Origin of the sequence: Sporosarcina ureae DSM 2281, assembly GCF_000425545.1 — a bacterium.
Taxonomy (GTDB): Bacteria; Bacillota; Bacilli; order Bacillales_A; family Planococcaceae; genus Sporosarcina; species Sporosarcina ureae.
On sequence record NZ_AUDQ01000001.1, the window covers coordinates 440,024 to 464,610 of the forward strand.

The following is a 24,587-nucleotide window of genomic DNA, read 5'->3' on the forward strand; positions in this document are numbered from 1 at the left end:
TGCGGAAGTCTCTATGACTGGCTGCAATAGCCTTTTTCTATTCTATAGAATTAGCGAGGAAGTACCGTAAACTTCACAGCAAATGACTTTTTCATTGCGACACCTTTTTTATTCTGCAACCCTTTCTCCACGCGTAAATAATGAACTCCTAGTTGCCACTCTTTAGTTGGTGTAATTAATAATTGCTTGCTATTTGTAGGATCCACTTTCGCTGTAAAGCTTTCGATACGTTCTGCGCTATTTGGCGAACGGGTAATGTAAATATGTTTTGAGTAGTCTTTTCCAAGTAGTAATTCATTAGTAAATTTGATTCTAAATACTTTATTCGTTTGTACTTTCAGTTCTGGAAAATCGCCTGTAAATTCTTTTGGCGGAATAGGTGTAGAACTAGCTGGTAACGCATGGCTCAGCTTCTCTAAATTTACAACCCCTGCACCAAAATGAATATCTTTACCTGGCGCACCTAGGTCTGTCGCGGTCATTTCTAGTAACTGTCTGATTTCAGCTGGGGTTGCTTCAGGCTTCAATGATTTTACCAAAGTCGCTGCACCTGCTACCATTGGTCCCGAAAAAGATGTTCCACTGACTGACTTGTAGCTATTAGCAAGGGTTGTCGTATAGATTGCCGCACCTGGAGCGACTAAGCTCACGTGAGAGTTATAGTTTGAAAAGGAAGCGCGCTGATTATCTCTTTCCGTTGCGCCAACTGAAATGACGGAAGGATAAGATGCAGGAAACATAATCGAATTCCCTTTCGTTGCATCATTCCCTGCAGACGATACGACCGTGATACCCGATTCGACTGCACGCTGAATCGCTTTTTCTTCCATTTGAGAAGACATGCTGCTTCCGTAACTCATATTGATCACATCGACTTGTTTCTGGATGGCGTAATCAATCGCCTTAATACTATCCGACACTTTACTGAGACCGTTCAGATGCGAGATTTTCAACGGCAATATTTTGGTTTCATATGTTCCTGCAATACCCACTATGCCTAGATCATTCCCAGCCTTAGCCGCGACTACGCCTGCGACAGCTGTTCCATGGCCATTGACATCCTGAACATTCGAATTATCGGCGTAAAAGTTATAACCACCTGGCTGAATTCGCCCCTGTAAATCTTCATGTTGTAGATCAATGCCGGAATCAATGACTGCCACGACGGTCATTTTCTTTTGTTCTTGCACCCTAGACCACATCCACTGCGGCTTCATTTGTGGTATCCACCACTGCTTCACTAGAATAGGATCATTGAATACAACATGTGAATAGCGCTCATAATTCGGTTCAACATGTAAGACGTTTGGATCTTCGAGTAGTTGTTCCTTCATTAATAGCATCTCAGCTGAATCTGTAAAACTCCATAACTCCACTTTGTCTGTGATAGGTTCGCGACTTTCTACACTGGGTAAGCTTTCGTCTACAGAAAATGTATGACGATTTTCTTCGTACTCTATCAATAACTCATTTGAAACTTCTTCCGCACTGACTACCCCTTTAAATCCAAGTACCGCCAGCAATCCAATGCAGGCAATCAAAACTATATGAAGCTGTCTCTTCATTCGCCCCTCTTTTCCTCCCTGCCACACTTTAGTAATATGGGATTCTTTTAAACCATTATAACTCACTATTTACCATCTTCATACATCCTAGGCGTATGATAGAACTACTTTAAATGGCGAATTTTGAAAAATCCCTTGTAATGAATATCCTGCGCCCTATTTCCTTTACACAACAACCGTCCTTACATCTAGAATAATCCCGTCAGTCATAGTATAATCTTGACTACATTGGTATCTATACTCGCTTTCAAAAGATAGAGCCATAGCATGAAGTAGGAGAATTCATATGAAAAAATGTCCGATATGTAATGAAATGAATACAAATCAGCAAGAGTACTGTACACACTGTAAAGCGCTTCTTGCATCCCGCTATTCCAATAAAAAACGTTCGTTATTGAAAACACCACTGTATCCCATTTTATTGATAACTGTTGTGCTTGTCGCGATTATAGGTTATTACACTATTGAAAATAAATATGGTCGGAAGGCAATAACAGAGCAATTCATTTCAGCGCTGATCGAGCAGGATCAAGACGAGTTGCACGAATTGATTGTACCGAAAGATAGTCGTATTTCGACCAACGGGGATAGCATACAAGCCTTACTTACATTGGTCGAGAAAAACCCTTCCATCGTACAAGTAATAGAAAACAATTTACGAGAAACGACCGACGACGGCATGTTCTCCATACGTGCGGATGGTAAGCGATTCGGCCTCTTTCCCCGCTATACGATTAATCCAGCGGGCTATATCCTCAAAGTGAAATCGATCGGAGACGAAACGGTACTATCCATTCACGATACCGAGATGGGCTATATTAAAAAGAGTAAAGAACAAGCAGAATTCGGCCCGTATATGGCAGGAATTTATCCCATTAAAATGACCACGACTTTGAATGACGAAAGCGTGCGTGAAGAGATTCAGGCGAACGTATTTGGAGCGAAGCAATCAGTTCACCTCGCTTTTGATTCCATCAAAGAATTGGCCATTGCAACGAACGTGGAAACCGACAATGATTTGCCAGTCGTGCAAAACGACGTCGTGGAAGAAGAACCCGTCGAAACCGTTATTGTCAAAGAGGTGATTAAAGAAGTTCCAGCTGACGCTTCAAACGACCACTTCATCATCTCATACAGCGGTGACGTGTTCCTCGACGAATCCGATTTAAAAGGACTATCAAAGGATGACTTACGTTTAGCGCGCAATGAAATCTATGCACGACATGGCTATGTATTCCAATCAAAAGAAATGCAAAACTACTTTGGCTCACAGTCTTGGTACAGCCCCGATCCATCCTTCGATGGCAAGATGACCGAGTGGGAGAAACATAATGTTGAATTGATTAAATCACTGGAATAAAAGAAGGAGCAATCCGTTAAGTCATGTTGACTTCCCGGATTGCTCCTTCTTTGTGTGGTTTGGGCGCACTGGTGAAGGGCGCGATGTCGACAAAAAAATCGCAAACCCATGCTAACTCAACCAGTCTCTTCCTCGTCCTCACTACCACTCTCACCATCCACTACGAACTTCTTCATAGCTCTCGCCTCATACGTCACCCAATCTTCATCGGACTTGTTAATCAACTCATCCAAAATCGAAATAGCTTGAGTTTCCTTACCAAGCTGCCACAAAGCGCGGCTTTCTTGAAGACGAATTCCTTCTCGATAAGGTGACTCCTTATAATTCACATCTTTTTCTTTACGGAATGTTTTCGCGATTTTCACCACGTCTTCATACTTCTGCTCACGCAAATAACTCGAAGCTAGGAAGTACGAGGCATCGTCCGTGAAGTAATCACTTTCCTCCGTACGCATAGCATATTCCAAGTACACCACAGCCGCTGAGAAGTCTTCTTTCATAAATTGCTTATAGCCTTCATTATAATACGTTTTCGCTGCTTCATCGGAAACGAATTCAAGCTTAGTTTCTTCTTTAGGTGTTGCGACCACTTCTTTAACCGGCTCGTCTTTCTTAGACGCAGTCTCCGTTATAGCCGGCTTTTTCACGGGTGCTGTAGTTGGCGACTCCGTAGCGATTTCAGGCTGTGCCATTAGATTGGCAACTAACCAGACGACGAATACTAATAGGACGGTTGCTATACTAGCAAGTAGTACTGCCGCTTCTTTTTTTAGCTTGCGCTTAACTTTCGGCTTCGGAACCGGCCGTGCGATATCTGGACGTGGAGGTTCTGCCGCCACGACACGTTTGATTGTCGGATCATCAAGCGCATACATAGGTAACCCCGCCGTATAGCGAGATAAAGGGTCACTTTCATAACGTGCCAACAACACCGTTTTCATGCGATATAATTCAATCGGAATAGGCAGTTTTCCTGCAAGTTCCATCGCGTGATCGATAATATGTAGTGCTTTTTCGCCAAATCCTAACTGAATTTCCGATACGGCATCGTTATATTTAGCGATGATCTGCGTATACGTGTCCCAATTGTCGACGATCGTTTGCTGTAACTTGATAGCATGTAGCTCGTCGCTATCTAATTCCTTCAAGTAGGCTAAGGCCACATGCAAATTCCCGACCTTACTTTCAAGCAATGCTTTATGCCACAGAATTTGCTTACGGCTAACATTCAGCTTTTCCAGTTCGCGTATCGTATCAAGCGCCAGCGTGTAACGCTTCTGTCGTATTGCTTGTTGCATTTGCTGAATCAGCATAGGAACGTTAGTGAATGAACTCATCGAATCACCTCCACCTACTAAACGGGCGTACGTAGCGACTCACCCGTTGATCATTTGTTATGCTCGTCATAAACGTCCCCCTCTTTTACGAAACCGTTTTCACTAATGCATCTTGAATGACTAGACCTTCTATTGAAAAGGCTCTACGGAATACAGCCGCTACTTTAAAACGCTCGATTCCTTGCGCTTCTTCAACGGGTATAGTTCCAACCGCTTCCATATAACTTTCATCGAAATACTCATCATACACCGATAACTCTTGTATACCAATTTCTTCAAGCAAAAGATGTGCTTGATCCATCGCTGCATCTAACTGTGCAAGTAAATCGACAGATTCAGGGTCAACCGTCTGACGTACATCTTCAAATAAAGTAAAGATCTGCACTGCACGTTTCGCCATTTGTACACGGTCTTGCAATGCTTCATCTTGCAAACGTGTAATGGCCTCATCAACGGGCAAAACAGCTTGATTGCTTTCGAGCAACTCTTCTAGAGAGCGGAAACTGGTCGATGTAAACTGCTGAAACTGCTTCAAGTCCTCTTGCGTGACGGGTTTCTCAATAGGATCTACTTCGAAATCTTCAATCGTAATTTTCTCCAGTTGTAATAATTCTTTATCCAATAAACGCTGTAACTCTTCCGGCCTGTTATTCGCGGACTCATGTATAGTACTCATCGAATTCCCCTTTTCAGAAAACATATAATGCATAAATCAAGCAAGAAAAGCCCAGTCTAAGCTTAGGCTATTATACTGATAAGATAGCACTTTTTGGTGGCTAACACAATACTGGGCCACGAATTGTCGAAGGAATGAGGCGACTACGATACACGGGTTGACGTATAATTGCACAATGTGTCATAGATAGACAGAAGGTACACCTATAAAACATCTAAAAAAATTAGGGTTGCTATTTCTTCAGATACCAAGTACAGTAAGGTTAATTAAACTTTCACTTATTTCGATAATTCGGAAATAAGGATAGAGGCGCAAAAACCATTAGTACACAATCGGAGAATCATGAGGTTCTGTGAAGATTGTGGAAAGGGGAATTTGCCGAAGCGGCGAGACTCTCATGACCTCCAAGCTGATTCTGGACTGAACAAGTGCAGGATTGTCATATGGGAAACTGTATGGTGGGCTATCTCGTGCAAAGAAATAATTCATTATTTCAACGCAACAGCGAGCCCTCGTTGTTGCTTTTTGCGTTCAATTATATCGCCCCCACCTCTATGTTTTTTAATAAAATGATAGGATGTGGAGAATAATGAATTTCGGATCAATTATGACAGCGATGGTAACTCCGTTTGATGAAAGAGGAGACATCGATTACCCAGCAACAAAAACCTTAATCAATCACTTACTAGCCAATGGAACAGACGCACTAGTTGTCGCAGGTACGACAGGAGAATCCCCTACTCTTACTGCGCAAGAGAAAGTGGAACTATTCAAGTTCACTGTGCAAACAGTTGCAGGTCGTGCACCGGTTATTGCAGGTACAGGAACGAACAGTACAAGAGAGTCCATTGACTTGACGATCCAAGCAGAAGAAGCTGGCGTCGACGGAATCATGCTTGTCGTGCCGTACTATAATAAGCCGTGTCAAGAAGGGTTGTACCAGCACTTCCATACGATTGCACAAACGACTACATTACCGATCATGCTCTATAATATCCCGGGACGTAGCGCTGTAAATATGCTCCCAGATACGATTATCCGATTAGCTAACAACGTTTCGAATATTACGTCTGTCAAAGAAGCAAGCGGTGATCTAGATGCTGTTGCAGCGATTATCGAGCATACGGGAGACGACTTCTTTGTTTATACAGGTGATGACTCGTCTACACTTCCTGTACTAGCTATTGGCGGCACAGGCGTCGTATCAGTTTCCGCTCATATTATAGGCAATGAAATGCAAGAAATGGTACGTCACTTCAAAACAGGCAATACAAAGCAAGCGGCTACCATCTACCGAGGTCTATTGCCGATCATGAAAGCGATGTTCGCTGCTCCGAACCCTTCACCTACAAAGGCTGCATTGAACTTGACAGGTGTACCGGTGGGTGGCGTTCGTTTACCAATGATTGCGTTGCCTGACGAACAAGTAGAGTCGTTGAAAGACCTTCTAGCTCTTCGTAATCAATCCGCAGTCGGACTTTGATCGATAGGAAACAACTATAAGCTGCACCGAGATGACCGCAAGATTCGGTCTATTCGGTGCAGCTTTTTTATTCACTTCTATATAATAGTCATGGTGTTTCATCTAGTTATCTCTTACGCATCCTGCAACTGACGCCATAAGATTTTCCCACTACTCGTAGTCGGGAAACTATCCCGGAACTCGACAATTCGCGGATATTTATAGCTAGCCATCTGCCCCTTCGACCACTCGATAATCTCTTCGCTCGTTACACTTCCTTTATATTCTGGATCCAAAATAATGAGTGCTTTTACCGTTTCACCACGCACTTCATCAGGAGACCGAACGACACATGCTTGCTGAACCGCCGGATGTTTATAAAGGATTGACTCCACTTCCGTCGGCCACACTTTAAATCCGGCCGCATTAATCATCCGCTTGACGCGGTCTACGATAAAGAAATAGCCTTCGTTATCCATTCGCACGATATCGCCAGTGCGGAAGAATTGTATACCGTCTAGCATCATATGACTCGATTTCGTTTCTTCTTCCTGATTATAGTAGCCCTTAAACATCTGCGGCGCATGGACCACCAGCTCGCCTTCCTCTTCTACTCCGAGCTCTTCTCCTGTCATCGGATCAATAATGCGGGCATCTACACCGAATGCCGGAATACCAAGACATTGCAACTTAGGACGGTTTGGCGGATTGAAATGAGTATGCGACATCGTTTCGGATAGACCGTACCCTTCTACATAATCAAGTCCCGTTCGTTGACGCAGTTTTTCACCCACTGCGATAGGAAGCGTAGCTCCTCCGCCACCGACAAGCTCAAGAGATGAAATATCATAATCCGCGAGTTGAGGATTCGCGAGGAAATCGATCAGCATCGTACTAATGTTGATCCAGTGACTAACTTGGAACTGCTCGATCGCCTTCATCGCATAGTCGCGATCCCACCTCGTCATGATGACCATATTACTCCCTGCCAAAATTGGATTCAGCGCACTATGCGTGAGTCCCGTCACATGGAATAAAGGTAAACTTGTCAAGACGACCGTGTCCGGACTCATCGTCATCCAGTGATAGGAACCTGTCGTATTGGCCTGCACCGTACAATTCGTATGAATACATCCTTTAGGGGCTCCTGTCGTTCCTGACGTATACGGAATCATCGCCATATCGTCACTCTCACCTGCGTAGTCTGACGGAGTTTGAGCCGCATCCAACGCAGATTTCCACGAAACAGTCTTCGCTAATTCCTTTGCAGGCGCCTTTACTTCTCCAGGAATTGCAGCCAATGCTTTCCCTACATCAATATAATCCGAATAAGCGGCAGAAATCACCGTTTGAAGTGTCGTCGTACCAAGTAACGGCTCTAGTTTCGGATATAATTCCTGTCCAATAAACGCCAGTCGAATGTCGCCGTCTTCTAGGAAAAACTGCAAATCTTTAGTCGTACTCATCGGATTGATCGCGACCACTACTGCCCGCACGCGCAATATCGCAAATAAACTCACAAGAAATTGTGGCGAGTTCTGCATAAGCAACATGACACGATCACCTTGCTTCACCTGGCACTCCTGTTCCAGATAGCCAGCCATCTTCTCTGTTTCGTCCAGTAATTGACTGTATGTTGCGGATCCGCCATAAAATTCATACGCAGTTTTATTCGGATATTTCTTCGCGGTGATCGCCAAATTATCATAAATCGTCGTTTCAGGTAATGTAAGGGATTTTGCAATGCGTGGCGGCCAAAATTCAAAATGGGCTGTATGTTTCATTCGATTCACTCCTCAATTATTGTATACGCTTATACACGTATCACAGACGACTTCCTGTCCAGACAAATAAGGTGCGACCTCCAGCTGCCCTTTTTGACTGACGAAATGTAAATCTTCACCTACATCCATCTCCAGCATCGCTCTGCCTACTTGCGTTTGTGCGAGTAACGTTTCATTCTGATCTTTTCGACTGTCGTAAAACAACTTGGCTCCGAGCGCACTGTCCGTTAATTGAACAGCATTCTCCCCTGCTAGCTGAATCAGCTCGGACAAAAAGTACCCTGCACCGTAGAAGTCTTCTAAGCAAAATTGATTGGCAGATCCTGCACAAGTGAGCAAAATCGTTTCATCTTCATATTCGTCAAATACTTTTTTAGCAACTGCCGGGCTATTTAGTAATGAAGCAATCCATACTTTACGCGCAGCCGCAGCTTTTCGAATGGCTACTGTACCGTTAGTCGTTCGCAATATTAACGTTTTACCCGCGACTTTCCCTTGAAGGGCTAGCGGCAATGGATAGGTAAACCCTTCGATAGGTAAACCGTTCCATTCACCGGCCATACAATACTCTTCAGTCGGTAAATTTTCCGCAACCTCACGCGCTTCCTCTTCATCAGCTACTGGAATCACTGTCCGTGCGCCAAACGACAGGCAGGCAGAAATCGTAGAAGTCGCTAATAACACATCAAAGACTACAACTGTTTTGGTCGCATCGAGCTTCGCCTCATTCAACTCTTCTTTCTTAAAAAGCAAATGAATTCTCACCCTGTCACCCCTTACTTCCTAGCGCTAATTAACGCGTACTGAATCAGATTTTCAACAAACACATTGAAGTGAGCAAAACGTCGATCTTGCGTTTGTCCCTTTTTATAGCGGTAATAAATCTGCTGGCAAATAACCGCCAACTTAAAATACGCAAACGTCAAATAATAATCAATTGAACTCACATCACGTCCGCTCTTCTCTGCATAGCGTTCGATAAATTCATCTCTCGTAAAAAACCCTGCCAGTACTGTGACCGGTGGTTTGCCAAGTCCTTTTTTAAGCATTTCAGGATCGTCTGCTTGAATCCAATAGCTCATCGCAGCGCCTACATCAGCGAGCGGATCACCTACTGTCGTCATTTCCCAGTCAAATAACCCTGTCATTACAGAATAGTCTTCCGATAACATCGCATTGTTTAATTTATAATCATAATGAATAATCGTAGGCTCTGCGGACTCCGGCACATTACGCTTCAAGTACTCGATCAATTTGTCCAAATCTTTCACGTCATCCGTTTTCGCACGTTCATAACGCCCGATCCACCCCGCAACTTGTCGCTCCATAAAGCCTTCAGGTTTCACCATATCCACTAACTTCGTTTTCTTATAATCTACTTGATGCAAACTAACCAGTTGCTCCACTAGTAATTCGGAAATCTTCCGGCCGAGTTCAGGCGTATACACCGTGTCAGCAGGGAATTCGGTGTCTAGCACGATGCCATTCCGACGTTCCATAATGAAAAACGGACTTCCAACAATCTCTTCATCTGTAGAAAAGACATATGGTTTTGGTGCCGGTTTAAAATACGGATGCAAACTCGATAAAATTTGATATTCTCTCTCCATATCATGCGCTTTCGGTGCAACCGGCCCTAGCGGCGGTCTGCGTAATACCGCTTCCCATTCATTAATTTGCAAAAGATACGTCAAATTGGAATGCCCTGCACTGAACTGACGAATGCGCAATTCTCCTTCTGGTGCTTCTGGAATATGTTCTCGAATAAAGTGTTGTAGCTTCTCTTTATTCAGTTCTTCCCCAGACCGTACGTCAATTGTTGTAGCATTCTCCATAGTTAATCCCCCTTCATACTAACCAGTAGGTATGTTATGCGTAAGCTGATTTCTCAGCTTAGCGTGGAATGATTCCTTCAAGCAATAGACTCGAAAATAGTTCAACCAATTCATCAGCGGACATATTCCCTTTTGGATTAAACCAGTTGTAGCTGTAATTCGTAATGCCTAATACGCCAAAAGCCACAATATCTGCACGCAAGTCTTGGCGGAATTCACCCGCTTCGATGCTATCCGTGATCAGCTGCTCGATATTTAGACGAAATAGATCTCGTTGTTTTTCAATGGTATCGACATTCTGTTCAACTAAATGGCGCATTTCACGGAAAAACACACGACCACTCGGCCCGTTATACTGAATATCATGGATGAGCAACGCGATAATGGCTTCAAGCTTTTCACGACCTGATAAATGATCCGATTCTAAAATCGTCTGTTGGCGTTTTAGCAAATCCGAAATATATTCGAGATGAATTTCCATCAATAATTGCTCTTTACTATTGAAATAATAATAAAATGTCCCTTTTGTCACACCGATTGCTTCGACTATATCTTGAATCGATGTATCGCTAAATCCTTTTTCTTCAAACAACAACACACTTGCTTGTGTAATTTTAGCTTTCATACTCATTCCTCGACCCTCTTCATGTTATTTACCTCATACTATATCACATTTCAGCGGATCGAATCCTCATGCAAAACGAACGAAATAGAAGACCTATTGTATCCAATATTTATCTGTACTTTTTCAATTCCAATCTAGCAATCTGTCTCGAATGCACTTCATCCGGACCGTCTGCAATACGCAACGTCCGCGCTGCTGCATACATATATGCAATCGGGAAGTCTTCACTAACACCCGCTCCGCCAAATGCTTGAATCGCCCGATCAATCACACGCAACGCCATATTCGGTGCTACGACTTTAATCATAGCAATTTCTGATTTCGCAACTTTATTACCGACTGTATCCATCATGTATGCGGCTTTTAATGTCAGCAGACGCGCCTGTTCAATATCCATACGTGATTCCGCAATCCATTGCTGCACGACACCGTGATTGGAAATTTTCTGACCAAACGTCTCTCTTTCACTCGTTCTTTTACACATCAATTCAAGCGAACGTTCGGCCGCTCCGATTAAACGCATGCAATGGTGAATACGGCCAGGCCCTAATCTACCTTGCGCAATCGCAAACCCTTTCCCTTCACCCCACAATATATTTTCTGCTGGCACACGTACATCGGTAAAGAGAATTTCCGCGTGTCCATGCGGCGCATCATCATAGCCGAAAACAGGTAGCATGCGCTCCACTGTTACGCCTTCCGCATCCATCGGCAGAAGGATCATCGATTGCTGTTCATGTTTCGCAGCGTTCGGATCACTCTTGCCCATAAAGATCATCACTTTACAACGAGGATCCCCAGCACCCGAAGTCCACCATTTCCTACCGTTTATCACATACTCATCGCCATCGCGTACAATACTTGATTCAATATTCGTCGCATCACTCGACGCCACGTCTTTTTCCGTCATCGCAAACGCAGAACGGATTTCCCCTTCAAGTAAAGGCTCGAGCCATTGCTTCTTCTGCTCCTCCGTACCATAACGCGCCAACACTTCCATGTTGCCAGTATCTGGCGCATTACAATTGAATACTTCCGGCGCCAAGAATGAACGCCCCATTATTTCACAAAGTGGCGCGTACTCTAGATTCGTCAATCCTGCTCCATAGCTATCATCAGGAAGAAATAGATTCCAAAGCCCCTTCTCTTTCGCCTTTGCTTTCAATTCATCTATAATTGGCGGGATCTTATTCCAACGATCCCCCTGCTCATCCTGCTGCTGGCGAAACACAGTTTCATTCGGATAAATATACTCCTCCATAAATTGCGTCACTTGCTCTTGCAACTTCACTACTTTCTCGGAATAGGAAAAATTCATAGTTTTTGACTTCCTTTCGTTTATACTAACCAGTTGGTATGTTCTGAATATTACACTTACTATACGGGATATGGGGTGGGGTTGCAAGGGGTTTTTGGTGTGGGGGTGGGGTGGGTGGCACGGTTTTGACACGGTGCCAGGTCCCCACACAATTTGCACACAATTCTGCTTTGCGGCACGGTCCGACACGGTACCAGGTCCCCGTGCAATTCAGACACAATTCACTCAGAAATTCAAATCTTCTACCCGAATAGCACCAAAAACTCAATTCTTCAAAACCACAACATGATCTATATGCACTTCCCACTTTCCAAAATTCAATTTCGCCCTTTTGACCAAAATAAAACTTTTCCTCTATACTCAATATATTCACAAAATAATTGGAGGAGAGGTCAATGGCAAGACGTAAACGGAATTGGAGGCCGGGTGCAAACTACCATGTCGTCATGCGTGGGAATAACCGACAAAACATCTATTCCACCGATGAAGACATGCTGCATTTGATGCGATGCATGGGTCATGCTTCAATCGATTATCAGTTTACAGTTTTTGCGTACTGTATCATGACAAATCACTACCATATTCTACTACAATCTGAAGACAATCTATCCAACATCATGCGGCATATTAATAGGAAATATAGTGATTATTACTCTAAACGTTACGGATATGTCGGACAGCTTTACCAGGGCCGATATTATTGCAAGGAAGTGAAATCTCCTTACGCTATGCTTGCCGTAAGCCGCTATATTCATCGAAATCCAATTGCAACAAAAACACCTATGGTCAAACATTTGGCTGATTATCCATTTAGTACATTCCCCTACTACCACTCATCTGCTTCGTCACCTTATCCTTATCTTGATACATCAAAACTCCCACAATTCTTACCTCAACCATTCGAGAAAACTACAGAAGCCTACGTGAACTATTGTTTGATGGAAATAGAGGATATTTTGAACATCAATAAAAGTGCTGACATTTTAGAAGTCCTTACTTAACTGCAACAAAATGAAACTCAAAAAGGCTTCTACCCCACTGGAATAGAAACCTTTTTTTGCATTGCGCGCTAAATTGTCAGAATAGTTTCGAATTGTGTGGGGACCTGGCACCGCCACCTGGCACCGCCACCTGGCACCGCCACCGCGCCCCACCACCGACAACCCCGAGCACAATCAATAAACCCCAATAATCCCAAGCGCAATCGCAGGAATCAACGAAAGCATAGGGAATACAATCGCAATCACACCCATCTCTCTATACGATTCCTTATGCGTCATCCCTGTCACAATTAAAATCGTCAAGATCGCTCCGTTATGAGGTAGGGAATCCAATCCACCCGAAGCAATCGATGCAATTCGGTGAAAAGCTTCAGGCGCAGGACCAGTAGTTGTCGCAATTTCATAGTAGTGCGAGCCTAGTGCTTCTAATGTGATACCAAGACCACCCGAAGCCGACCCTGTTGCTCCTGCTAAAACGTTTACCGCAATGGCTTCAGAGATTAAGGGATTTGCATTGATCCCTAAAATCGCATCGCTTAACTTCTCGAAGCCTGGAACCGATCGTACAATCGTTCCGAATCCTACTGCAGCACTAGTGTTAATCATCGCCATGACGGAATCGCTCGCTCCACTGTTTACCGCTTTTGTGAAACCTTTAAATTCTCTGATCGAAATGATTAATATAAGAACAATTCCCGTTGCAAGAGATATGACAATATCCCATTTCAAAAAGTTCAATGTTATGATTACAGCCAGTAAAGGTAGTAATGAAAGAATGATATGTGGATACTTCGTACGTGGTTCTGCATTCAAATCCTCTTTACGTTCTTCGAAGACTTCCCCTGCTTCTCTTAACACGCGCACTCTACGATTCAAATACAATATGGAAGAGACAATCATGAACGCCGATGAAACAAGTCCTATAATCGGAGCCGCTGCCGCTGTCGTATGAAAGTACTGTGTCGGGATTAGATTCTGGATTTGCGGTGTGCCCGGTAATGCCGTCATGGCGAATGTCATCATTCCCGCAACAATCGTTCCCGGTAGAAGACGTCTGCTTATATTCGCTTCACGGAACATATTAAGTGCCAATGGATAGACTGCGAATACTACAACGAACACACTCACGCCACCGTAAGCCAATACACTTGCTGCCACAATGACACCAATGATCGCACGCTCTTTACCAAAAACACGTGAAATTCCAATAGCTACTGAATGGGCCATTCCGCTGTACTCCATCAACTTTCCGAAAATCGCCCCCAACATAAATACCGGAAACCATTGCTTAGCAAAGTTAACAAAACCCGTCATATATGTATCCGTATACGCATCCAATAAGTTTAATCCACCAAATAACGCAACAATTCCTGCACAAATCGGTGCAATCCAGATAATCGACCAACCTCTATAAGCCAATACCATAAGCAACACTAAGCCTATAAATATCCCTAACATCCTATCCCTCCTCCATCAGGCTGTATACTTTTCAATCGTCAAACTACTTTATGTTAGAAATAAAGCAGGATCGAAGTTATGTATTCACTACGATCCTGCTTATGGTCAATCAACTACTTGGGAAGTCGAAATCTGTTTTGCTTTCATCATTATAAGAAGTATCAAACCATCTCTCAGAAACGGTTTTAGTTTTTGTAAAGAAACGAACAGTATCCGGACCGAACATTTGCCCTTCACCAAATCTGGAGCGTTTCCATCCACCGAAGTTATGGTAACCAACCGGAATTGGAATCGGAACATTCACTCCTACCATTCCTACTTCAATTTGATCCGTGAACGTTCTTGCAGCGCTTCCACTATTGGTATAGAGCGTAACGCCATTACCATATTCATGCTCATTAATCAGATCAATCGCCTGTTCCAACGTATTTACCCTAACAACGATTCGTGCAGGACCGAAGACTTCTTCCTTATACACATTCATATCGGTTGTTACATGATCGAGCAATGTTGGCGCTAAGTAATAGCCATTTTCATCCGCTACTTTAGGGTTTCGTCCGTCCGCTGCCAGAACGGCACCCTCTTCTATAGCCAAATCTATGGATTTTATTACACTCGCTTTTGCCTCAGCACTGATCACAGGTCCAAAATCCGCCTCTTGGTCATCGAACTTGCCGACTTTGAGCTCGTTCACTTTCTCTGTTAGCTTCGCAACAAATGCGTCAGCTGTTTTCTCACCTACGGGAATCGCAGTAGAAATCGCCATACATCTTTGTGATGCGGCACCATAAGCTGCACCGAGGAATGAATTGACCGCTGTATCGATATCCGCATCCGGCATGATGACCATATTATTCTTTCCACCACCGAATGCCTGTACACGCTTATGATTTTTCGTTCCTTTTTCATAAACTGCTTCAGCTACTTTCGTCGAGCCTACAAAGCTAACAGCCATAACGTCTTTATTCGTAAGCAGTGCATCCACTGCCTCTTTATCGCCATTGACAACATTCCAAACGCCGGCTGGCAGTCCTGCTTCAGACCATAGCTCCGCAAGAATTAATGCAGAATGAGGCACCTTTTCTGAAGGTTTCAGAATCATTGCATTACCCACTGCTACTGCCATCGTACTCATCGCGACTGGTACCATTACCGGGAAGTTAAATGGTGCAATACATGTTACAACACCTAGTGGCTTATGCATGGAATACGAATTGATCTCTCCCCCTACATTCACCGAGTGCTCTCCTTTTAGCAAGTGTGGAGCGCCAATTGCAAAGTCCACTGACTCGATACCACGTGTAATCTCACCTGTTGCATCAGAGATGGTTTTTCCATTTTCCTCACCTATCGCATAGGCCAACCGATCCGTGTTTTCTACAAGTAAGGCACGAAACTTGTGAAGGACTTCCACTCGCTTGCCTACTGAAACCTTAGACCAGTGAGTAAATCCTTCTTTCGCTAGCTTCACGACCTCATTCACTTCTTCTGTTGAAGCCAATGGTACTTTCGCAATCTTCTCTCCAGTGGATGGATTAAAGACATCTCCAAATCGTCCACTCTTGCCTTCTACCTCTACACCATTAATAAAATGAGTCAATGTCTTTACTTCTGTTTTTTGCATATGTCCATTCCTCCTAATATATAGTAGATTTTCTTATACGTTTTGCTTTTGTTTATTTAACTTGTCTTGGATCATCAAGTAGGAAGAAGACATATCTTCATGTGCGTGACCCTTTTCTACTTCCGCTTCATAGTATTCAATAAGTTGCGACGCAATCGGCAGCTCTCCGTCAAGAGAATCCGATACGTGCTTTGCGAGCTTCAAATCTTTTAATAGTAATGAAGTCGTGAATGCACCTTTAGTGTACTCATCTTGTGAAATATACGTCTTATAATTACGCGTAAGAATTGTACTTGCACCCGAGCTGACGTTGACAATGTCATACACGATATCCTGATCAACACCTGCGAGCTTTGCTAATGAAAGTGCTTCAGCGACGGCTTGATTGTGTATACCTGCCATCATATTATTAATGAGCTTAACGATAGTACCAACACCTGGATCTTTTCCTACATGGAATACATTCGATCCAATAGCCTGTAGATAAAGCAGTACCGATTCAAACGTTTCTTTTTTGCCACCTACCATGATGGATAACGTAGCGTTCACCGCACCACTGACACTTCCGCTGACTGGAGCTCCCAAATATTCAAGGTTTTTCTCCAAAGCTTCTTTTTCAATCTTTCTGTTCAACTCTGGTGAGATCGTGCTTAAATCCACTAACACTAATGGCTTCGTAGCGCTATTCACGATACCCTCTTCGCCTAAATACACATTTTCCGCAATAGCAGGAGTAGGTAGACTAGTGAAAACGAGATCCACTTCCTTTAGTAATGAAGCAGTTGTCAGACCGACATGCCCCCCCAATTCACCGAAGCTCTGCTCAGACTCTTTATTGATGTCCAAAGCATAAACCGAGTAACCTTTTTTCAATAAATTACGCGCCATCGGGAAGCCCATATTCCCAAGCCCAATAAATCCAATCTTCTTTTCATTAGCCATACATATTCCTCCTTTTTAATTCGCTTAATGTATGTAAGCGTTATCATTAATAATAAAAAAATATAGATACCTAACAGTTTGTAAACGTTAAATTACTTTTCAATTAAGTAATAATTTCTCTGACATATCGTAGTCACATACTACAGTCACTCAATAATATCTATAATTATCCAAATAGTCAACCCGTTTTCTAAAAATTTTAAATTAATTCGTGAACATGGTATCCTGTTAACAAACATGACAGAACTTACACCTAGACAGTTAAAAGCGCAAGAAACCAAGAAAAACCTCCTAGAAAAAGGCTTAGAGCTTTTCCATGAAAGAGGTTTCGATAATGTAACGGTAGAAAGTATTGCAAAAGCTTGTAATGTTTCCAAAGGAGCATTCTACGTCCATTTCACTTCGAAATATGATGTCTTCTTGGAAAAGTTTAAAGATATCGATGAATTTTACCTATCATTCATTCCTAGCATTCCCGATGATCTCAAGGCTTCAGAAAAAATTCTTCTTTTTTATAAAGGCCAAATGACGTATTTGAGGGATGTCTTAGGAAAAGATTTTATTCATACGATTTACACAAGTGCGCTAGCATTAACGATAGATGACGATCACTATTTAACTGACCAAAATCGCCAACTGTATCAAATCATTCGCTCTTATGTTGAAGAAGGAGTAGAACGAAAAGAGTTTAAACGAGAGCTTTCAGTTGACGAGATTTCAATGCTCGTCACACGTTGCATGCGCGGAACGATCTACGATTGGATCATTTTTAGAGAACGTTTAGATCCTGTAGTAGAAATCCACAGTATGACTTCTGTAGTGTTGGATGGATTGAAATGTGATAGTGAATGAATGTAAATCTATTTAGAGAATGTGATAACATATCGGACTCCCTAGCACTCGGTTTCAACTATAGTAAACACCAAACACCTTCTACCTGTTTTTTTAGGAAGGTGTTTTTACTGCAGGAACGAAATACACCCAACCAAAAACCGCACCTCCCGCCAAATATCCGGAACCTAACACCTTATTCAGTCTCGTGCACATGTATGATTTTCACGCTATAATCGAATAACACTTAGTAAAATAGATATCCTATGGAGGCTTTTATGTTTAAAGATTCATTTATTAATACACTCATACAGTTTGAAAATGATAAAAAGTGGATGTCTGTAGCGAATTGGATGAATGAAAACTTTTCGGTCATCCAATCAGATAGAACATTGCTTGAAGCAGCTAAGATTTTGAAGGAATGGAACATCGAGCATCTTCCTATTGTCGATCAACAACAGAGACCGATTGGCATGATGACTCCCCATCATATACTCGAAGCATTCGTCAATGGTCGTGATCAGCACACATTGCTCGAGACTATGTTGCCCATGCAAGTAGCTGAAATAGATGAACGGACATTATTGAGTGGACTTCCTTTGGGTTCCAATAATACGACTGTCTTTATGGTGAAAAATCAACAAGGCGTGCTCACTGGCCTACTAACGCAAAGAGAAATCTTCAAAGGGCTAACCGCATTGATGGAAAGTTATATACAAAATGAAAAAGTTACTGATATTTTATCTGTCATTCTTGAAAAAGCATATGAAGGAATTGCTGTAGTTGATGAAGATGGTATGATCATCGAATTCAATGATGCCTATAGTAAATTCACAGGCGTACCTCGATCCGAGGCAATGGGAAGGCATGTAACAGACGTAATTGAAAACACGAATTTACATGAAACGGTCCAAAAAGGCATTCCGGAAAGAGGTGTTCTACAAAATATACAAGGACAAGATATGGTTGTTCATCGAATTCCTATCTGGAAAAATGGTAAAGTTGTCGCCGCAATTGGAATGCTCATTTTTGAAGGGGTTTCAGAGATTTATCGAATTTATGAACGACTACAGTTGCAGAAAGGCTTGGCCGATACAGAACTCCCTCCCCTATCATCCGAAGGCTTTTCAAGTCTCAATCAAATGATCGGAACGAGTGAAGCGATATCCGACTTAAAAAGAATAGCGCGGACTGCTGCACGGACACAAGCTGTCGTTCTACTATCAGGCGAAAGAGGCACGGGGAAAAATGCATTCGCAGAAAGTATTCACTTATTGAGCCCGATCGCATCAAAATCATTCACGATTATACACTGTACGGTAGAGGGCTCGAAAAACGTGGAAGAACAACTTTTCGGTCAGCACGGAATTCTCACTTCCGGAAACGAATGCACACTTTACTTACAGGATATAGAAGCTTTATCCATGACTATACAAATGAAACTACTGGACTTTTTAAGACATGCTCCAGAAGGCTTCCCTATCCAACTAATTATTTCTTCTACACAGGATTTATTTGAATTAGCCGAGAGTGATGCATTCAGCTCCGAGTTATATGCGCAATTAAATCCGTTGCAACTGAACATTCCGGCACTTCGTAACAGGAAGGAAGACATTCCCTATTTACTGTCACATTATATGCAGGAAATATGCTACACACATAAAATACCCGAGAAGTCTTTCACCACTTCGGCAGTTACGTACTTGATGAATTACGAATGGAGAGGCAATATCGAGGAGTTGATTGATGTGCTAGAACACTTAGTAAGCACAGTTAATTCCGATCATATTGACGTAACAGACTTACCTAAACTGATCGTAGATGGACAAAGTATCCATACGTTAGAGAATATACGAGAAAAACAAGACGCGGAAGAAAAAAAGATGATTATCGATTTACTAGATAAGACAGACGGGAATAAATCAAAGACTGCCGAGCTACTCGGAATTCATAGAACTACATTATACAAAAAAATGAGAAAATTTAATATTTGACTTGAATGTAGCCGTAATGCTACACTCGCTTTATAAATAAAAGTGTAGCCTAGACGCTACACTTTTTTCACTCCTGCTTTAAACGTACTACTCTATTACAAGTATTATAATTTAAGGAGCTGACCGAATGGAAACTTGCAAAACGTTTCAAATGCCGCCGACGATACTGTATCAGCAAAATTCTTTTGCTCAGATCGGTGAAAAAGCCAAACTTCTCGGTAAAAAAGCACTGATCATCAGCGACCAAATTATGCAGAAGCACGGTTACGTAGAAAATTGCCAGCATAAATTATCGGATTATTCTGTCGACAGCGTAGTATTCCTCGGTGTAGCTTCAGAACCTAATGATCAATATGTAGAGGATGCACTTCAATTATTTCAAGATGAAACATGCGACCTAATTATTTCATTAGGTGGCGGAAGCTGTATCGATACTGCGAAAGCGGTTGCAGTAGTTGCGACTAATGGCGGAAACATTGAAGATTATGTTGGCATGAAGAAAATTGCGCAAATAGCATCTGTACCTCATATCGCCATTCCAACTACTGCAGGAACCGGTTCAGAAGCAACAGACGTAACCGTCATCACGAACTCAGCAACTAAAGTAAAAATGATGATTAAACAGCCCGCTTTCATGCCGAATGTAGCGATCGTCGATCCATTGCTGACGCTCTCTTCTCCTCAAAAAGTAACAGCTGCGACCGGCGTAGATGCACTGAGTCACGCGATTGAAGCATACATATCTAAAAAATCTCATCCGATGACAGATATGATGGCCTTATCCGCAATCAAGTTAATCTCTAAGAATTTGCATAAAGCATACACGGACGGTCAAAACATTGAAGCTAGAGAAGGCATGTCACTCGCTGCCCTTCAAGCTGGAAGTGCGTTCTCCAATGCGTCTGTTTGTTTAATCCATGGTATGTCCCGACCAATCGGTGCCCTATTTGATGTGCCGCACGGTTTCTCGAATGCGATGCTTTTACCTGCTATACTGGAATATAGCAAAGACGCATGTATTAATAGACTGGCAGACATCGGTCGAATTTTTTCTTCCCAAGCAGAACAATTATCAGAAGAAGACGCCGCAGAAGTTGCTGTACAATCAGTGAAGGACTTATGTAAATCATTAGATATCCCGAATCTTGAACAATGGGGAATCCAACGCAAAGAATTTGTAAGCGCTCTCAGCAAGATGTCTACAGACGCGATTGATAGCGGAAGTCCAAGCAATAATCCTAAAACGCCTTCAAAAGAGGAAATCGCAGAGCTATATCAAATATGCTATGAATACCAATTTTAATAGGATATGTAATTACAATAGGAGGTCATCTATATGACAACAAATTCTACATTGACAGTACAAAACTATATTAACGGTGAATGGGTATCCGCTACGACAGACCAAACAGAGCCTGTATATAATCCCGCCACTGGAGAAGTCGTTGCACACGTTCCGATCTCAACTACTGAAGATTTGGATCGGGCAGTACAAGCTGCAAGCGAAGCATTCATTACTTGGAAAGAAGTACCCGTTCCACGTCGCGCACGTATTCTATTCAAATATCAGCAGCTATTAGTAGATCACTGGGATGAACTCGCTAGAATTATAACAGTCGAAAACGGAAAAAACTTTACCGAAGCGCACGGTGAAGTGCTACGCGGAATTGAATGTGTGGAATTTGCCACAGGAGCGCCTACTTTGATGATGGGAGATAACTTGCCATCCGTCTCATCAGGTTTGGAATCTGGAACATACCGTTACCCGATTGGCGTCATCGGTGGAATCACACCATTCAACTTCCCGATGATGGTGCCATGCTGGATGTTCCCGATGGCGATCGCAACAGGAAATACATTTGTACTCAAGCCATCCGAGCGTACGCCGATGCTAGCAAACCGCTTAGCTGAACTACTCGAAGAAGCCGGCTTACCAAAAGGCGTCTTCAATATTGTGCACGGAGCACATGACGTAGTAAATAGTATTCTGGATCACGAAAAAATTGCTGCCATTTCTTTCGTAGGATCTCAGCCAGTCGCAGAGTACGTCTACAAACGCGGTACGGATAATCTAAAACGCGTTCAAGCACTAGCTGGAGCAAAAAATCACTCCATCGTATTAAAAGATGCGAACTTGGACAATGCCGCTACTCAAATTATCAACGCAGCATTCGGTTCAGCCGGAGAACGTTGCATGGCTTGTTCAGTCGTCGCTGTTGAAGACGATATTGCAGATGAGTTTGTTGAAACTTTACTTAATCGTGCGAATGAACTCACCATCGGAAACGGTTTGGACGAAGGAATCTTCCTAGGACCTGTCATTCGTGATACTCATAAAGAACGAACAGAACAATACATCGCGACAGGTGAAAAAGAAGGCGCAACACTCGTTCGCGACGGCCGCCAAGACAGCGCAGCTAAAGAAAAAGGATACTTTGTCGGACCTACCATCTTTGATCATGTAACAAGTGAGATGAAAATTTGGCAAGACGAAATTTTCGCTCCTGTTTTATCCATCAGCCGTGTGAAAAACTTAGATGAAGCAATCGAATTATCGAATCAATCCAAGTTCGCTAACGGTGCTTGTATTTTCACAAGAGACGGCGGAAATGTACGGAACTTCCGTGAAAACATCGATGCAGGAATGCTCGGATTAAATATCGGCGTACCTGCACCTATGGCCTTCTTCCCGTTCTCCGGTTGGAAAGATTCCTTCTATGGTGATCTTCACGCCAATGGAAAAGATGGACTGAACTTCTATACACGTCAGAAAGTACTTACTGGTCGGTGGGAGTAATCACTATACCATACGAAAACACCTTCTCTTTGTTTTAAACAGAGAGAAGGTGTTTTACGTATTATCGAATTGTAATTGTCTGAATAGTTTCGAATTGTGTGGGGACCTGGTACCGTTTCTACTTTTTTTACAACAACCGTGTGTATTGCATTAGTTCGCCTTGCTGGAGGTTACATATAGTACAGCAAGGAGGTGAAGTTTATGTCGAAATGTGAAAAAGTAAGCAAAGAACAGCTTTTCTTCTTCGGGATTATAGCCGGATATGCTTTGCTCGGCTTGTTTTTAATTGTGCCCGCTATATTGATGGCCTTCCCTGGAAACGCGCTGCTGTTAGCCGTTGCAGTGATCATTGTGATCATCATCGTGTTGTTCGCCTTGGCGATCATTCTGAAAGGCCTGTCCCGTCTGTTTCATCATCGTAAACACTGATGAATAAATGCAGCCGCCACTTTAATAGTGGCGGCTGTATTTTTAAATATATTGAACTGCGTGAATTAAAAAAATATTTAAGTAGCACATACTTTACGTAGTGTAATGATTACTAAAAATTACACTGGACGGCAAACGACAACATAATCACCGCGATAACGATCCAAAATCAACAGCAATGATAGCATTCGCTTCGCCCATTTAACACAAGCACAGTTTGTTCCTCACATCCTCCAAGACTCGCTACGGGTGAATGGCTAATTCATTCTCGGCAGGACTTCCACCCACTATATGCTGCGACCTAGGCTTGGTAACTCAACCTGGCGCCACTTAAAGCAAAAGGAGTAAGCAACTCATGCGTCTTCTGACAGCCGTTTATGTAATCCTTCATCAGTATACCTGTAATCGGGCTAAGCAAAATGCCATTTCGGTAATGACCGGTACATATATGCAGCCCGTCGATGAACGGATGAGACCCCATGATCGGCAGATGGTCTGCGGCTTGGGGACGTACACCGACCCATGTTCGGTGGATCACTCCATCACTAAGCACAGGCAATAGGCGGGAAGCCCGTTGTAATAGTGAAAGAATGCCATGAGCCGTTACGGATGTATCAAAGGAACCGGGAATAGACGTTGCACCGATGAGCATTTCCTTATTTCGTTTCGGCACAATATAACAGCCGTCTACCGCAAAAATCGTTTTGACCGGTGCAGGGCCAGCCAGCCGGATTGACAAGCATTCACCTTTCACAGGAATGACGGGCAAGGAAAAATTAGTGTCTTCTAAGAGATGGCTGCTCCAGGCACCGGCTGCAATCGTCACTTGAGTTGCATAAAGCGAGCCGATTGAAGTATCAACCCCCACTATCCGGTTGTGCTGAATCAGCAGACGAAGAGCCTTTGTTTCTTCATATACATGGACACCGGCATTCATTGCTGCTTTCAAAAAGGCCTGAGCGAGCAAGGGGGCTTTCACTTGATGGTCTTTTTCCAGAAAAATAGCACCGGCAGTTTGGGACATCATACAAGGTTCGATCTCCGGCACTTCTTCCGGCTCAAGCCACTGAATGGATGAGTCCTTTTCGGATAAAAAGTGATACTGCCGGTGCAGCTCGTCACGATCCTGTTCTGTCGCGGCCGTTTTGATCAGGCCAGCTGTTCGTAAATCAATGTCTATACCCGTTTCGGACAGCAATTCATCACGTAGTTGAGGGAACATCGCTCGGCTTTCCAGTGCGATTCCCAACAACGGATTGTCCTGCACAAACTCATTTTGCGCCCCAAGCATCCCTCCTGCTGCCATAGAGGCCTGTCCGGCTTTGCCTGCATCAAATACAGCTACGCTTAAGCCTTCTTTGGCCAGTCGATAGGCAATGGAACAACCTATTACTCCTCCGCCAATAACAACATGATCATATGTCTTCATTGTTTCCACTCCTCATAGATGACCTAAATACTGATGCCATTGAACATCTATACCGGCCTGTTAGAAAATGAAAAACGCCACTTTCATAGAAGAAAGCAGCGCCTCATGTATACAGTCCAT

At 43.1% G+C, this 24,587-nt stretch carries 20 protein-coding genes and 1 riboswitch; of the genes, 8 read left to right on the top strand and 12 right to left on the bottom strand.

The annotated features are described in order from the left end of the window. Positions 1-50: 50 nt before the first annotated feature. Positions 51-1,565, bottom strand: coding sequence for a S8 family peptidase (locus H605_RS18315; RefSeq protein ID WP_051210433.1), 1,515 nt, complete (start codon positions 1,563-1,565; stop codon positions 51-53). A 286-nt stretch (positions 1,566-1,851) separates the two neighbouring features. Here H605_RS18315 and H605_RS0102095 point away from each other — a divergent pair, with 286 nt between their 5' ends. After that, complete coding sequence (locus H605_RS0102095) at positions 1,852-2,925, top strand: YARHG domain-containing protein (protein ID WP_029052669.1); 1,074 nt, start codon at positions 1,852-1,854, stop codon at positions 2,923-2,925. Between the two features lie 116 nt (positions 2,926-3,041). On the opposite strand, the gene H605_RS0102100 is transcribed toward H605_RS0102095, so the two are convergent. Both H605_RS0102100 and grpE read right to left on the bottom strand, forming a co-directional pair. Continuing rightward, the gene (locus H605_RS0102100; RefSeq protein WP_029052670.1) at positions 3,042-4,262 is read right to left on the bottom strand and encodes a tetratricopeptide repeat protein; all 1,221 of its coding nucleotides are present in this window, start codon (positions 4,260-4,262) and stop codon (positions 3,042-3,044) included. 85 nt (positions 4,263-4,347) lie between these two features. Further along, positions 4,348-4,938, bottom strand: coding sequence for a nucleotide exchange factor GrpE (gene grpE / locus H605_RS0102105; protein ID WP_029052671.1), 591 nt, complete (start codon positions 4,936-4,938; stop codon positions 4,348-4,350). Positions 4,939-5,234: 296 nt separating this feature from the next. Then, positions 5,235-5,412: riboswitch (Lysine riboswitch) on the top strand. Positions 5,413-5,527: 115 nt separating this feature from the next. Between grpE and dapA the strand changes: the two genes are divergently transcribed. Beyond that, positions 5,528-6,421 carry a 4-hydroxy-tetrahydrodipicolinate synthase gene (dapA, locus tag H605_RS0102110; RefSeq protein ID WP_029052672.1) on the top strand — a complete coding sequence of 298 codons (894 nt, stop codon included), beginning with the start codon at positions 5,528-5,530 and terminating at the stop codon, positions 6,419-6,421. Between the two features lie 113 nt (positions 6,422-6,534). On the opposite strand, the gene H605_RS0102115 is transcribed toward dapA, so the two are convergent. The 5 genes from H605_RS0102115 to H605_RS0102135 all read right to left on the bottom strand — a co-directional run bounded on the left by H605_RS0102115 (position 6,535) and on the right by H605_RS0102135 (position 11,962). Continuing rightward, positions 6,535-8,184: a long-chain-fatty-acid--CoA ligase gene (locus tag H605_RS0102115; protein ID WP_029052673.1), complete on the bottom strand. Its 1,650-nt coding sequence runs from the start codon at positions 8,182-8,184 to the stop codon at positions 6,535-6,537. Between the two features lie 12 nt (positions 8,185-8,196). Further along, on the bottom strand, positions 8,197-8,937 hold the full coding sequence (locus H605_RS17260) for a 2-phosphosulfolactate phosphatase (RefSeq protein ID WP_211225423.1): 741 nt from the start codon (positions 8,935-8,937) through the stop codon (positions 8,197-8,199). 23 nt (positions 8,938-8,960) lie between these two features. Beyond that, positions 8,961-10,019 (bottom strand): phosphotransferase family protein, encoded by a 1,059-nt coding sequence (locus tag H605_RS0102125; RefSeq protein ID WP_029052674.1) that lies wholly within the window; start codon positions 10,017-10,019, stop codon positions 8,961-8,963. 58 nt (positions 10,020-10,077) lie between these two features. Then, positions 10,078-10,650: a TetR/AcrR family transcriptional regulator gene (locus H605_RS0102130; protein ID WP_369823702.1), complete on the bottom strand. Its 573-nt coding sequence runs from the start codon at positions 10,648-10,650 to the stop codon at positions 10,078-10,080. A 103-nt stretch (positions 10,651-10,753) separates the two neighbouring features. After that, the gene (locus H605_RS0102135) at positions 10,754-11,962 is read right to left on the bottom strand and encodes an acyl-CoA dehydrogenase (protein WP_029052676.1); all 1,209 of its coding nucleotides are present in this window, start codon (positions 11,960-11,962) and stop codon (positions 10,754-10,756) included. Between the two features lie 395 nt (positions 11,963-12,357). Between H605_RS0102135 and H605_RS17265 the strand changes: the two genes are divergently transcribed. After that, entirely contained in the window at positions 12,358-12,963 is a 606-nt protein-coding gene (locus H605_RS17265; protein ID WP_051210435.1) for a transposase, read from the top strand. 174 nt (positions 12,964-13,137) lie between these two features. On the opposite strand, the gene H605_RS0102145 is transcribed toward H605_RS17265, so the two are convergent. The 3 genes from H605_RS0102145 to H605_RS0102155 form a co-directional block, all read right to left on the bottom strand. Continuing rightward, positions 13,138-14,421: a GntP family permease gene (locus H605_RS0102145; RefSeq protein WP_029052677.1), complete on the bottom strand. Its 1,284-nt coding sequence runs from the start codon at positions 14,419-14,421 to the stop codon at positions 13,138-13,140. A 109-nt stretch (positions 14,422-14,530) separates the two neighbouring features. Then, positions 14,531-16,045: a CoA-acylating methylmalonate-semialdehyde dehydrogenase gene (locus H605_RS0102150; protein WP_029052678.1), complete on the bottom strand. Its 1,515-nt coding sequence runs from the start codon at positions 16,043-16,045 to the stop codon at positions 14,531-14,533. 33 nt (positions 16,046-16,078) lie between these two features. Beyond that, positions 16,079-16,987 carry an NAD(P)-dependent oxidoreductase gene (locus tag H605_RS0102155; RefSeq protein WP_029052679.1) on the bottom strand — a complete coding sequence of 303 codons (909 nt, stop codon included), beginning with the start codon at positions 16,985-16,987 and terminating at the stop codon, positions 16,079-16,081. A 237-nt stretch (positions 16,988-17,224) separates the two neighbouring features. Here H605_RS0102155 and H605_RS0102160 point away from each other — a divergent pair, with 237 nt between their 5' ends. The 5 genes from H605_RS0102160 to H605_RS0102180 all read left to right on the top strand — a co-directional run bounded on the left by H605_RS0102160 (position 17,225) and on the right by H605_RS0102180 (position 23,038). Beyond that, a complete protein-coding gene (locus tag H605_RS0102160) occupies positions 17,225-17,839 on the top strand; it encodes a TetR/AcrR family transcriptional regulator (RefSeq protein ID WP_029052680.1) in 615 nt (204 codons plus the stop codon). 257 nt (positions 17,840-18,096) lie between these two features. Further along, on the top strand, positions 18,097-19,812 hold the full coding sequence (locus H605_RS0102165; RefSeq protein ID WP_051210436.1) for a sigma-54-dependent Fis family transcriptional regulator: 1,716 nt from the start codon (positions 18,097-18,099) through the stop codon (positions 19,810-19,812). Between the two features lie 127 nt (positions 19,813-19,939). Continuing rightward, positions 19,940-21,115, top strand: a complete 1,176-nt coding sequence (locus H605_RS0102170; protein WP_029052682.1) for an iron-containing alcohol dehydrogenase — start codon at positions 19,940-19,942, stop codon at positions 21,113-21,115. Positions 21,116-21,148: 33 nt separating this feature from the next. After that, positions 21,149-22,609: a CoA-acylating methylmalonate-semialdehyde dehydrogenase gene (locus H605_RS0102175; protein WP_029052683.1), complete on the top strand. Its 1,461-nt coding sequence runs from the start codon at positions 21,149-21,151 to the stop codon at positions 22,607-22,609. A 201-nt stretch (positions 22,610-22,810) separates the two neighbouring features. Further along, on the top strand, positions 22,811-23,038 hold the full coding sequence (locus H605_RS0102180; protein ID WP_029052684.1) for a hypothetical protein: 228 nt from the start codon (positions 22,811-22,813) through the stop codon (positions 23,036-23,038). A gap of 301 nt (positions 23,039-23,339) precedes the next feature. Here H605_RS0102180 and thiO read toward each other — a convergent pair whose 3' ends face one another. Further along, the gene (gene thiO / locus H605_RS0102185; protein WP_037561377.1) at positions 23,340-24,467 is read right to left on the bottom strand and encodes a glycine oxidase ThiO; all 1,128 of its coding nucleotides are present in this window, start codon (positions 24,465-24,467) and stop codon (positions 23,340-23,342) included. Between the last annotated feature and the right edge of the window lie 120 nt (positions 24,468-24,587).